Annotated in this window: 9 protein-coding genes; all 9 read left to right on the top strand. The window is 44.2% G+C overall.

The genetic code is table 11. The features are described from left to right. The first annotated feature begins 7 nt into the window (after positions 1-7). The gene (gene murD, locus ACED48_RS04890) at positions 8-1,324 is read left to right on the top strand and encodes a UDP-N-acetylmuramoyl-L-alanine--D-glutamate ligase (protein WP_017056045.1); all 1,317 of its coding nucleotides are present in this window, start codon (positions 8-10) and stop codon (positions 1,322-1,324) included. A 22-nt stretch (positions 1,325-1,346) separates the two neighbouring features. Then, positions 1,347-2,543 carry a cell division protein FtsW gene (gene ftsW / locus ACED48_RS04885; protein ID WP_017056046.1) on the top strand — a complete coding sequence of 399 codons (1,197 nt, stop codon included), beginning with the start codon at positions 1,347-1,349 and terminating at the stop codon, positions 2,541-2,543. Between the two features lie 12 nt (positions 2,544-2,555). Continuing rightward, entirely contained in the window at positions 2,556-3,617 is a 1,062-nt protein-coding gene (murG, locus tag ACED48_RS04880) for an undecaprenyldiphospho-muramoylpentapeptide beta-N-acetylglucosaminyltransferase (RefSeq protein ID WP_017056047.1), read from the top strand. Between the two features lie 13 nt (positions 3,618-3,630). Continuing rightward, entirely contained in the window at positions 3,631-5,091 is a 1,461-nt protein-coding gene (gene murC, locus ACED48_RS04875) for a UDP-N-acetylmuramate--L-alanine ligase (protein WP_017056048.1), read from the top strand. 191 nt (positions 5,092-5,282) lie between these two features. After that, on the top strand, positions 5,283-6,062 hold the full coding sequence (locus tag ACED48_RS04870) for a cell division protein FtsQ/DivIB (RefSeq protein ID WP_029626943.1): 780 nt from the start codon (positions 5,283-5,285) through the stop codon (positions 6,060-6,062). Next, positions 6,055-7,323, top strand: coding sequence for a cell division protein FtsA (gene ftsA, locus ACED48_RS04865; RefSeq protein ID WP_017056050.1), 1,269 nt, complete (start codon positions 6,055-6,057; stop codon positions 7,321-7,323). Before ACED48_RS04870 ends, ftsA begins: the two co-directional genes overlap by 8 nt. A 31-nt stretch (positions 7,324-7,354) precedes the next feature. Continuing rightward, positions 7,355-8,587 carry a cell division protein FtsZ gene (ftsZ, locus tag ACED48_RS04860; protein ID WP_017056051.1) on the top strand — a complete coding sequence of 411 codons (1,233 nt, stop codon included), beginning with the start codon at positions 7,355-7,357 and terminating at the stop codon, positions 8,585-8,587. 95 nt (positions 8,588-8,682) lie between these two features. Then, positions 8,683-9,600: a UDP-3-O-acyl-N-acetylglucosamine deacetylase gene (gene lpxC / locus ACED48_RS04855; protein WP_017056052.1), complete on the top strand. Its 918-nt coding sequence runs from the start codon at positions 8,683-8,685 to the stop codon at positions 9,598-9,600. Between the two features lie 388 nt (positions 9,601-9,988). Beyond that, positions 9,989-12,715, top strand: coding sequence for a preprotein translocase subunit SecA (secA, locus tag ACED48_RS04850; protein WP_017056053.1), 2,727 nt, complete (start codon positions 9,989-9,991; stop codon positions 12,713-12,715). The last annotated feature ends 40 nt before the right edge of the window (positions 12,716-12,755 follow it).

Raw genomic sequence — 12,755 nt, 5'->3', positions numbered from 1 at the left:
GTTTAAAATGGAACGTTGGCAGAATATTCAAAATGTAGTGGTTGTAGGGCTCGGTATTACCGGGCTCTCTGTCGTTAAACATCTCGTAAAATATCAGTCTCATACTCATGTTAAGGTGATTGATACTCGTGAGCTACCACCGGGCAGAGAATCATTACCTGAATCGGTGAAACTGCATTCTGGAAGTTGGAACAGCCAATGGTTAGCGGAAGCTGACTTGGTAGTTGCTAACCCAGGTATCGCCTTAGCGACGCCAGAAATTCAAGATGTTGTTCAAGCGGGCACGCCTGTTGTTGGTGACATCGAGTTGTTTGGCTGGGCGGTGAATAAACCTGTTGTGGCAATTACAGGTTCAAATGGCAAGAGTACGGTGACCGATCTAACAGGTGTGCTTGCTAAAGCCGCTGGTCTTAACGTTGGTGTCGGTGGCAACATTGGCATCCCAGCTTTAGACCTTCTTGAGCTCGATGCCGATTTGTATGTCCTTGAGCTATCAAGCTTTCAATTAGAGACAACATCGAATCTAAAGCTAGTGGCGGCAGCGTTTTTGAACCTGTCAGAAGATCATATGGATCGCTATCAAGGTATGGACGATTATCGTGATGCCAAGTTAAGAATTTTTAATCATGCTCAGTGTGCGATTGTAAACCGCGAAGACAAAGAGACTTATCCAGAGCATACGATGCCGTTGGTGACATTTGGTCTCGATGACCAAGAGTTTGGTGTTGCAACGAGTAGTGGCATCGAATGGCTAGTGGATAACAATGAACTGATAATTCCTACCCAAGATTTAACATTGGTTGGACGTCATAATGTGGCGAATGCGTTAGTCTCTTTAGCACTATTGAAGCAAGTTGGTATTGATTACAGAAAGAGCCTTGAAGCTCTGAAAGTCTACAATGGTCTAACTCATCGTTGCCAAGTGGTGGCTGATAAACGCGCGATCAAGTGGGTCAATGATTCAAAAGCGACCAATGTGGCCAGCACATTAGCGGCTCTTACTGGTTTAGAGTGTCAAGGTACTTTGTATCTCTTGGTAGGCGGTGTAGGGAAAGGAGCCGATTTTAGTGAGCTTAAACCTGTGTTATCAGAACTAGAGCGTGTTCAGCTATGTTGCTTCGGTGAAGATGCGATACAGTTTATGCCTCTGCATCCATCGGCTAAGACGTTTGAAACTATGCACGATATTATTGAGAGCATTTCTAAACAGCTCGCTCCGGGGGATATGGTGATGCTGTCTCCTGCTTGTGCAAGCTTCGATCAGTTTAATAATTTCATGGCGAGAGGTGATGCGTTCACTGAACTTGCTCATGAGTATGCTTAACGTGTTGAAGGACTAACATTTAGTGCTAAGAGTGAAAGAGATTAACCAATTCATTTGGCAGTGGCTGAACCGAGCCACACCAGAGGCACTTTACGATCGTCAATTGGTATGGATTGCTCTTGGGTTAATGTTAACGGGGTTGGTGATGGTAACGTCGGCTTCGTTTCCTATCAGCGCTCGCTTAACCGATCAGCCATTTCATTTTATGTTTCGCCACGCCATCTTCCTTGTTTTGGCGTTAGGCGTATCCAGCGTGATCCTACAGATACCGATGAAGCGCTGGTTTCAATACAGCACGTATCTACTGGGTTTATCATTCTTTCTACTGATCGTGGTATTGGCCGTAGGTAAATCGGTTAACGGTGCATCGCGTTGGATTCCACTTGGGCTGTTTAACTTACAACCTGCCGAAGTCGCTAAACTATCGCTGTTTATCTTTATGGCTGGCTACTTGGTTCGAAAACAAGATGAGGTGAGAAAAACCTTCTTTGGTGGCTTTGCTAAGCCCATCATGGTGTTCGGTGCCTTTGCAGTGTTGCTACTGGGTCAACCTGATTTGGGAACGGTCGTCGTAATGTTGGTGACCTTGTTTGGTATGTTATTCATAGCGGGGGCTAAGCTCTCACAGTTTATCGCACTGATGGTTGCTGGTATTGCAGCTGTGGTAGGTTTGATTGTAGTTGAACCTTACCGTGTTCGACGTGTGACCTCTTTTTGGGAACCTTGGAATGACCCGTTTGGCAGTGGTTACCAGTTAACTCAATCACTCATGGCGTTTGGCCGTGGTGACTGGATGGGGCAAGGTCTCGGCAACTCAGTTCAAAAGTTAGAGTATCTTCCAGAAGCACATACCGATTTTGTATTTGCTGTATTGGCTGAAGAGTTGGGTTTTGTTGGTGTTACTTTAGTGCTAATTCTTATTTTTAGTTTGGTATTTAAAGCGATCCTAATTGGGAAAAAAGCCTTCGAAAGCGACCAATTGTTCAACGGCTATCTTGCCTTTGGCATTGGTATTTGGTTTGCCTTTCAGACACTTGTTAACGTCGGCGCTGCTTCAGGTATCGTTCCAACGAAAGGTCTAACATTACCGTTGATCAGTTATGGTGGTTCAAGTCTCATTGTGATGTCAGTTGCTGTTTCCATGTTGTTACGTATCGATCACGAATGTCGATGGGAAGAAAAAGAACAAACAGATAATCAAAACGAATCAATAGAGTAAGAATCTAACGTGATGAAACAAAATAAAAAACTCTTAGTGATGGCTGGTGGTACTGGCGGTCACGTTTTCCCAGGGTTAGCCGTAGCTAAAAAGCTTCAGCAACAAGGCTGGGAAATTCGCTGGTTAGGTACGGCGGACAGAATGGAGGCTGATTTAGTGCCAAAGCATGGTATTGAGATCGACTTCATCAAAGTTAAAGGCCTTCGAGGTCAAGGCATTAGCAAATTAATTAAAGCACCATTTCAGATTATTAATGCCATACTTCAAGCAAGACAGCACATTAAAGCGTGGCAGCCAGATGTGGTGCTTGGCATGGGCGGGTACGTCAGTGGGCCTGGCGGTATTGCAGCTTGGTTGTCTGGTATTCCAGTGGTTTTGCATGAACAAAATGCGGTAGCAGGTTTAACCAACCAATGGCTTTCTAAAATCGCGAAAAAAGTCTTTCAAGCTTTCCCTGGCGCTTTCCCTACAGCAGAAGTAGTGGGTAACCCAGTACGTGAAGATGTTGTGAGTCTTCCTGATCCAGAGCAACGCATGGCAGATCGTGATGGCGATATTCGCATCCTCGTGATGGGCGGTAGCCAAGGGGCTAAAATACTTAACGATACTCTGCCAATGACCTTGGCTCAGTTGGGTTCTGGTTTTACTGTGATGCACCAAGCCGGAAAAAATAATCAACAGCAAGTTATTGAGCAATACAAATCATATTCTGTTGATAATGTTCAAGTGACTGAATTTATTGATGATGTGGCGCAAGCTTATGAGTGGGCAGATCTATTAGTGTGTCGCTCAGGTGCATTAACCGTATCAGAAGTGTCTGCGGCAGGTGTCGGATCTATCTTCGTTCCGTTTATGCACAAAGACAGACAACAAGCGTTGAATGCCGACCATTTAGTTGAATGTGGCGCCGCGTTAATGATTGAACAGCCTCAACTAACGGCTGATAAGCTAGCGAACACTATCGCGCAGCTTGATAGAAATGAATTAAAAATGATGGCAACAAAAGCTCGTCAAGCCGCCAAGCTTGATGCTGATGTGACCGTCGCTGAAGCGATTAAAGCTTTAGCAAAATAATGAGATTGAATTGATGACGATTGAACATACCCAAGACTTAGCGCAAATCCGTGCAATGGTGCCAGAGATGCGCCGTGTTAAATCTATCCACTTCATCGGCATTGGTGGCGCCGGAATGAGCGGGATAGCTGAAGTCTTGCTCAATGAAGGCTACCAAATTACCGGGTCTGATATTGCTCAAAATCTAGTGACTGAGCGTTTGATTAGCAAGGGCGCGACCATTTATATCGGTCACCAAGCAAGCAATGTTGCTGATGCAAGTGTGGTGGTGGTTTCAACCGCTATTAACGAAGAGAACCCAGAAATTATTGCCGCTCGTGAAGCGCGTACACCGATCGTTCGTCGAGCAGAAATGCTGGCTGAGCTGATGCGTTTTCGTCATGGTATTGCTGTGGCAGGTACGCACGGTAAAACAACGACTACAGCGCTAGTGACACAGATTTACTCGGAAGCGGGTTTAGATCCAACCTTCGTAAACGGTGGTTTGGTGAAAAGTGCGGGTACTAATGCTCGCCTAGGTTCAAGCCGTATACTTATCGCTGAAGCTGATGAAAGTGATGCGTCATTCTTACATCTGCAACCAATGGTCAGTATCGTAACGAATATTGAAGCTGATCACATGGACACCTACGGCGGCGATTTTGAAACGCTAAAGCAGACGTTTATTGATTTCTTACACAACCTACCATTCTACGGTCAGGCTGTGATGTGTGTTGATGATCCAGTAGTGCGTGAGCTTATTCCTCAGGTAAGTCGCCAGGTGATTACTTACGGTTTCTCAGAAGATGCGGATATTCGTATTGAGAACTACGTACAAGAAGGTCAACAAGGTAAGTTCACGGTAGTACGCGAAGGTAAAGCTAACCTTGATATCACGTTAAACATTCCGGGTCGTCACAATGCACTGAATGCATCAGCGGCGATTGCTGTAGCAACAGAAGATGACATCAGCGATGAAGCGATTCTCAAAGCGATGGCGGGAACGGAAGGTACTGGCCGTCGTTTTGATCACCTTGGTGAATACGAAACAGGGAACGGCGTGGCAATGTTGGTCGATGATTATGGCCATCACCCGACTGAAGTGAATGTAACCATTCAAGCGGCTCGCAGTGGCTGGACTGATAAACGTCTTGTGATGATTTTTCAACCTCATCGCTACAGCCGAACGCGAGATCTGTACGATGACTTTGCAAACGTTCTTGATCAAGTTGATGTATTAATCTTATTAGATGTTTATTCAGCAGGTGAGAAACCTATTGCTGGTGCTGACGGGCGTTCATTGAGCCGAACTATTCGCGGGCGTGGTAAGATTGATCCAATTTTCGTGGCTGATATCAATACTCTGCCATCGGTTTTAGCAAACGTAATTCAAGGTGGAGACCTTGTTTTGACGCAGGGTGCAGGTGATGTTGGTCGTGTAGCCAAGCAGCTTGAATCGTTACAATTAGATATAAATAAGATGTTGAACGCGTAACAAAATACTGTTTACAGACTGTGGTTGATCGCTCACTTCTTGCGATTGACCTAAAATTGACCAAAAATCTTCTTATCAACGTTTGATAGTTTGATTTTGCTCAGTATAATTCATAGGTTAAAGTAAGTACTTTTACCTCTATTATGAAGATAGGGAATAGAATTGCGAACCAACTACAGGGAATGCGGGCTTTGGTAGAAAGTACTTTTAGCGAAAACCGCCACCTATTCAGTTTACCATCGCTCAAGAAACATGCCCTAGAAGGGTCTTTTTTTGTAATGGTATTGCTATTCATTGGGTTTCTTTTCTATACCACACTGACTTGGATGTGGGACGATCAACGATTGCCTCTCTCCAAAATAGTACTTCAAGGCGACTTAACTTACGTAACCGCAGGTGATGTTCAACATGCATTTAGCGAGATTGAGCATATCGGTACATTCATGTCACAAGATATCGGTGTATTGCAAGAAAGTTTGGAAGCGTTGCCTTGGGTATCAGTTGTCTCTATTCGTAAACAGTGGCCAGATACAATAAAAGTATTTTTGACGGAATATCAAGCTGCAGCAATCTGGAATGGCAACATGCTGCTGAATGAAAATGGTCAGGTATTTAATGGTGATATCGGCCTTTTGAAGGGCGATAGAGTTAAGCTTTATGGCCCTGACGGCACCAGCCAAGTAGTAATAGAAAAATGGCGACAGATAACCCCTTTGATTAATAGTTTAGGGTTGACGGTTACCTCGCTCGTTCTCAATGAGCGTCGTGCTTGGCAAATAATCCTAGATAACGGTATCCGTTTAGAACTAGGTAAAGATTCTTTAGATGAGCGTGTTGAACGCTTCATTTCGCTTTATAACGAATTAGGAAGTAAAGCGAATCAAGTGAGCTACATTGACCTCAGGTATGATACGGGAGCCGCTGTAGGCTGGTTTCCAGAGCAAGGGTTAGAAGAGAGCACAGATGACTAAGACCGCAGATGACAACATAATCGTTGGTCTTGATATAGGCACTGCGACCATATCAGCTCTGGTTGGTGAAATACTGCCTGATGGTCAAATCAATATCATTGGTTCAGGGCAAAGCCCATCCAGAGGTATGGATAAAGGTGGTGTAAACGACCTAGAGTCGGTAGTGAAGTCGGTTCAGCGAGCTATTGATCAAGCAGAGTTGATGGCTGAATGCCAAATCAGCAATGTATTTATCTCGCTATCGGGCAAGCATATCGCAAGCCGAATTGAAAAAGGCATGGGCACTATCTCTGATGAAGAGGTGTCTCAAGACGATATGGATCGAGCGATCCATACCGCGAAATCAATTAAAATAGGTGATGAGCAGAGAATTCTGCACGTAATTCCACAAGAATTTACCATTGATTATCAAGAAGGAATTAAGAACCCTCTTGGTTTGTCTGGTGTTCGAATGGAAGTTAGTGTTCACCTAATTTCTTGTCATAGCGATATGGCAAGAAATATTATTAAAGCTGTCGAACGATGTGGTCTCACTGTAGAGCACATCGTGTTTTCAGGACTTGCCTCAAGTAATGCGGTAATTACTGAAGACGAGAGAGAGCTTGGAGTGTGTGTGGTTGATATCGGTGCTGGTACGATGGATATTTCCATTTGGACTGGCGGCGCACTGCGACACACAGAAGTATTTTCCTACGCAGGAAATGCAGTAACCAGTGATATTGCCTTCGCCTTCGGCACACCAGTAAGTGATGCTGAAGAGATAAAAGTGAATCATGGTTGCGCTCTAAGTGAACTTGTAAGCAAGGATGACTCTGTTAACGTCCCAAGTGTTGGTGGTCGTCCATCGAGAAGTTTGCAACGACAAACTTTGTCGGAAGTGATTGAACCACGTTACACTGAACTTATGGGGCTTGTTAACCAAACTATTGATACGGTTCAATTGCAGCTACGAGATGAAGGTATTAAACACCACCTTGCAGCTGGCGTCGTTCTCACTGGTGGAGCAGCACAAATTGACGGGTTGGTAGAGTGTGCGGAACGTGTTTTCCGCAATCAAGTTCGAGTTGGTAAGCCATTAGAAGTTAGTGGCTTAACTGACTATGTTAAAGAGCCGTATCATTCTACGGCGGTTGGTTTACTTCATTACGCAAGAGATTGTCAGATCAGTGATGAAGGTGATTACAGCGAACCTAAGCGTTCTGCACCTTCAATGTCTGGTCTATTTGGCAAATTGCGTAATTGGATACAAAAAGAGTTTTAACCTGAGTTGCAGGAAAAAACGGAGATAACACATGTTTGAACCGATGATGGAAATGTCTGACGATGCAGTAATTAAAGTCGTTGGAGTTGGTGGCGGTGGCGGTAACGCTGTTGAGCACATGGTACGTGAATCAATCGAAGGCGTAGAATTCATCAGTGTTAACACTGATGCACAAGCACTTCGTAAAACAAGCGTGAGCAGCGTGATCCAAATTGGTGGTGATATCACTAAAGGTTTGGGCGCTGGTGCAAACCCACAAGTAGGCCGTGATGCAGCTCTCGAAGATAGAGAAAGAATTAAAGAAGTTCTAACTGGCGCCGATATGGTATTTATCGCAGCTGGTATGGGCGGTGGTACAGGTACAGGTGCTGCTCCAGTTATTGCTGAAGTTGCGAAAGAGCTTGGTGTACTAACGGTTGCTGTTGTAACTAAACCGTTTAGCTTTGAAGGCAAAAAGCGTTTAGCGTTTGCTGAGCAAGGTATCGAAGAGCTTTCTAAACATGTGGATTCTTTAATTACGATTCCAAATGAAAAGCTACTTAAAGTACTTGGCCGCGGCGTAACACTGCTAGAAGCTTTCGCAAGTGCAAATGATGTACTTAAAAACGCTGTACAAGGTATTGCTGAGCTAATTACTCGCCCTGGTATGATTAACGTCGATTTCGCGGATGTTCGCACCGTAATGTCGGAAATGGGTCATGCAATGATGGGTAGCGGTATCGCTAAAGGTGATGACCGTGCTGAAGAGGCCGCTGAAACGGCAATTTCTAGCCCATTACTAGAAGATATCGATCTAGCTGGTGCGCGTGGCGTTCTTGTGAACATCACAGCAGGCCTAGATATGCGTCTAGATGAGTTCGAAACTGTGGGTAATACAGTTAAGGCATTCGCATCTGATAATGCAACAGTAGTGATAGGTACTTCTCTAGACCCTGATATGACGGATGAAATCCGTGTAACTGTTGTAGCAACAGGTATCGGCACTGAGAGAAAACCAGATATTACTTTGGTTGCTGGCGGTAATACTAAAGTTGCGTCAACCCCTCAACCACAGGTAGCTGCTCAAACAGCAGCAAAAGTGGAAGAGAAAGTGGCACAGCCATTGCATGAAAAAACTGAGGTAAAATCTCAAGTTAAGCAACAGCCAACAACGTCGTCACCGGCTTCTTCAGGTTCAGGCGCTAGCCAAAATGCAGCACCTAAAGCTGAGAAAGAAAGTGGGTATTTAGATATACCAGCATTTTTACGACGTCAGGCTGACTAGCAAACACCCAAAATTTGACTATAGTCGAATTAATGGTAAAATCCGCGGTCGGTAAATACTGGCCGTGATTTGTAGCACTGATAAGAGGCAAGCAGATGATCAGACAACGTACTCTGAAAGAAATTGTGAAAACAACTGGTGTGGGTCTCCACTCTGGTCGTAAAGTCACACTTACTCTTCGCCCGGCAGCTGCAAATACAGGCATTGTTTACCGTCGTACTGATGTAAATCCACCTGTAGATTTCCCAGCTGATCCAGCATCAGTTCGTGACACTATGTTATGTACTGCTCTTGTTAATGATGAAGGTGTACGTATTTCTACAGTGGAACACCTTAACGCCGCTCTAGCGGGGATGGGCATCGACAACATTATTGTTGAAGTGGATGCACCAGAGATTCCAATTATGGATGGTAGCGCAAGCCCATTCGTATACTTGCTACAGCAAGCGGGTGTAGAAACACTGAATACAGCGAAGCGTTTTATTCGAATCAAAAAGCCTGTTCGTTTTGAAGATGGCGATAAGTGGGCAGAATTTGTTCCATTTAACGGCTTCCGTATGGACTTTGAGATCGACTTTAACCATCCTGCCATTGAGTCTGACGAGCAACGTTTATTATTTGATTTCTCTTCACAAGGTTTTGTGAAAGAAATTTCTCGTGCTCGTACGTTCGGCTTTATGCGTGATATTGAATATCTACAATCTCAAAACCTAGTACTTGGCGGTAGCTTCGATAATGCTATCGTACTGGACGAATACCGAATTCTTAATGAAGAAGGCCTTCGTTTTGAGAATGAGTTTGTAACACATAAAGTGTTGGATGCGATTGGTGACCTTTACATGTGTGGACATGCTATTATTGGTGAGTTCCGAGCATACAAATCAGGTCATGGCCTAAACAACCAACTATTACGTGCAGTACTTGCTGACGCAGAAGCTTGGGAGTGGGCAACATTTGAAGAAGAAGCTGGCTCTCCTGTTGCATTTGCTGAACCAGGAATGGTTCTAGCGTAATTATTGTTTACAATAATATAAGATTTCGAAAACCAGGTCATTGACCTGGTTTTTTTGTATCTAGAAAATAGATACAGTGTCGTTAACCTACGGAAATTGCTGGACAATGGGTCGTAGTTTGCTTAATCCATCAGCAATTAGAAAGAAAAGTTCCAAGCACATCAAACAAATGGTGTTCTAAATGGTCGTTAGTGTGAAAATTACTTACACTAAGGGGCATTAATTTTAACTCAAGCCTTGAAAACTCTACTCTCAAGTACAATATCAAAGATACTAGATTTATCTCAGTATCCTTGGTTAGTAACTGAAGACTAGTTCATAGCTAGTAGAGACTGACGGCATTTAAAATAGATCGCGGACGATCTGAGAACGAAGAGATTCCAAGCACATGATTACTAAGCTGCTGACAAAGGTAATTGGCAGTCGCAATGACAGAACACTGCGCCGCCTTAGAAAAATTGTAAAAGAAATTAATAACTACGAACCAACGTTTGAAGCACTTTCTGATGAAGAGCTAAAAGCAAAAACGGTTGAGTTTCGTGAGCGCTTAGATAAAGGTGAATCGTTAGATCAACTTCTACCTGAAGCTTTCGCTACGGTACGTGAAGCGTCTAAGCGTGTTTACGGCATGCGTCATTTTGACGTGCAATTGATTGGTGGCATGGTTCTAAATGCCGGCCAAATTGCAGAGATGCGAACTGGTGAAGGTAAAACCCTTACTGCCACCCTGCCTGCTTATCTAAACGCACTTCCAAGTAAAGGTGTTCACGTAGTAACGGTGAACGACTACCTAGCGAAGCGTGATGCGGAAACAAACCGCCCATTATTTGAATTCCTTGGTATGACGGTTGGTGTGAATGTACCAAACATGGCTCCACCAGAGAAAAAAGAAGCCTACCAAGCTGATATACTATACGGAACAAACAACGAGTTTGGCTTTGACTACCTACGTGACAACATGGCTTTCCGTGCTGAAGATCGTGTTCAACGTGAACGTTTCTTCGCTGTTGTCGATGAAGTTGACTCCATCTTAATCGATGAAGCTCGAACTCCGCTAATCATCTCTGGTCCAGCTGAAGATAGTTCAGAGCTTTACACGCGCATTAACACTCTGATTCCTAGCCTTGAGCGCCAGGATAAAGAAGATTCAGAAGAGTACCGTGGTGAAGGTCACTACACCATGGACGAAAAATCGAAGCAGGTTCACCTGACTGAAAATGGTCAAGAGTTTGTTGAAGAGTTAATGGTGAAAAATGAGCTAATGGAAGAGGGGGATACACTTTACTCTCCAACCAATATCAGCCTGCTTCACCACGTAAACGCTGCTCTTCGTGCGCATGTATTGTTTGAGAAGAACGTAGACTACATCGTTACTGATGAAGGCGAAGTGGTTATCGTTGATGAACATACTGGTCGTACAATGCCAGGTCGTCGTTGGTCTGAAGGTTTACACCAAGCGGTTGAAGCTAAAGAAGGTGTGAAGATTCAGAATGAAAACCAAACACTAGCATCGATTACCTTCCAGAATTTCTTCCGTTTGTACGAAAAACTGTCTGGTATGACAGGTACAGCCGATACAGAAGCTTTCGAATTCCAGTCTATTTACGGCCTAGAAACAGTGGTTATTCCAACCAACAAACCTATGGTTCGTAACGATATGCCAGATGTGGTTTATCGTACTGAAGAAGACAAGTTCAATGCGATCATTGAAGACATTAAAGACCGTGTAGCCGCTGGTCAGCCATCACTGGTTGGTACAGTTTCTATCGAGAAATCTGAGCTACTGTCTAACGCACTGAAAAAAGCAAAAATTAAGCACAACGTTCTAAACGCTAAGTTCCATGAGATGGAAGCCGAGATCGTTGCACAAGCAGGTACGCCAAGTGCGGTAACTATCGCAACTAATATGGCCGGTCGTGGTACCGATATCGTGTTAGGTGGCAGCTGGCAGGCACAAGTTGATAAGCTAGATAACCCAACTCAAGAGCAGATCGATAAGATCAAAGCTGACTGGAGAGTCATCCACGATAAAGTACTTGAGTCAGGTGGTCTGCACATTATTGGTACTGAGCGTCATGAATCTCGTCGTATCGATAACCAGCTACGTGGTCGTTCTGGTCGTCAAGGTGATGCAGGTTCTTCTCGTTTCTACTTATCAATGGAAGACTCTCTGTTACGTATCTTTACGTCTGATCGTATGGCTGGTCTTATTCAAAGTGGTATGGACGAAGGCGAAGCGATCGAATCTAAGATGCTTTCTCGCTCAATTGAAAAAGCTCAACGTAAAGTAGAAGGTCGTAACTTCGATATTCGTAAGCAACTTCTTGAGTACGATGATGTAGCCAATGACCAACGTAAAGTGGTTTATGAGCTTCGTGATGAACTGATGAGTTCTGACGACATCAGCGAAATGATCGAACACAACCGTGAAGACGTGTTTACTTCGGTGATCGATGAGTACATTCCTCCTCAATCTCTTGAAGACATGTGGGATATCGCTGGTCTGCAAGATCGTCTGAAGAATGACTTCGATCTAGACTTTGATATTCAAGGTTGGCTAGATGAAGACGATAAGCTTTATGAAGAAGCATTGCGTGAACGTATTCTTGGTATGGCGGTTGATTCCTACAAACAGAAAGAAGAAGTGGTTGGTGCTCAAGTACTGCGTAACTTCGAGAAGTCTGTGATGCTACAAACGCTAGACGGTCTTTGGAAAGAGCACTTGGCTGCGATGGATCACCTTCGTCAAGGCATCCACTTACGTGGTTATGCTCAGAAGAACCCGAAGCAAGAGTACAAGCGCGAGTCGTTTGAACTGTTTGAAGGCCTACTAGATGTACTAAAAACCGACGTTGTTACTATCCTTTCTAAAGTTCGCGTTCAGCAACAAGAAGAAGTAGAAAAGATGGAAGCTCAACGTCAAGCTCAAGCTGAAGAAGCGGCGCGTCGTGCACAAGCACAACATGCAACAGCTGAAAATCAGTTAGGTGACGATGAAGCTGAACCAGCATCTCCACAGACGGTAGTACGTGATGAACGTAAAGTGGGTCGTAACGAGCCATGTCCATGTGGAAGTGGTAAAAAGTACAAGCAGTGTCACGGTCAGATTAACTAAGTTTCTATGAATCGTCGCCGTAGCGCTTAATAGCTGCGTT

Source organism: Vibrio sp. 5S239 (genome assembly GCF_041439575.1).
GTDB lineage: Bacteria > Pseudomonadota > Gammaproteobacteria > Enterobacterales > Vibrionaceae > Vibrio > Vibrio kanaloae.
This window is presented reverse-complemented; position numbering and strand designations above follow the sequence as displayed.

Bases quoted from the DNA above. Each gene is read 5' to 3' on its own strand.
- secA (WP_017056053.1), top strand. From the start codon at position 9,989: ATGATTACTAAGCTGCTGACAAAGGTAATTGGCAGTCGCAATGACAGA.
- murC (WP_017056048.1), top strand. From the start codon at position 3,631: ATGACGATTGAACATACCCAAGACTTAGCGCAAATCCGTGCAATGGTG.
- ftsA (WP_017056050.1), top strand. From the start codon at position 6,055: ATGACTAAGACCGCAGATGACAACATAATCGTTGGTCTTGATATAGGC.
- lpxC (WP_017056052.1), top strand. From the start codon at position 8,683: ATGATCAGACAACGTACTCTGAAAGAAATTGTGAAAACAACTGGTGTG.
- ftsZ (WP_017056051.1), top strand. From the start codon at position 7,355: ATGTTTGAACCGATGATGGAAATGTCTGACGATGCAGTAATTAAAGTC.
- murG (WP_017056047.1), top strand. From the start codon at position 2,556: ATGAAACAAAATAAAAAACTCTTAGTGATGGCTGGTGGTACTGGCGGT.
- murD (WP_017056045.1), top strand. From the start codon at position 8: ATGGAACGTTGGCAGAATATTCAAAATGTAGTGGTTGTAGGGCTCGGT.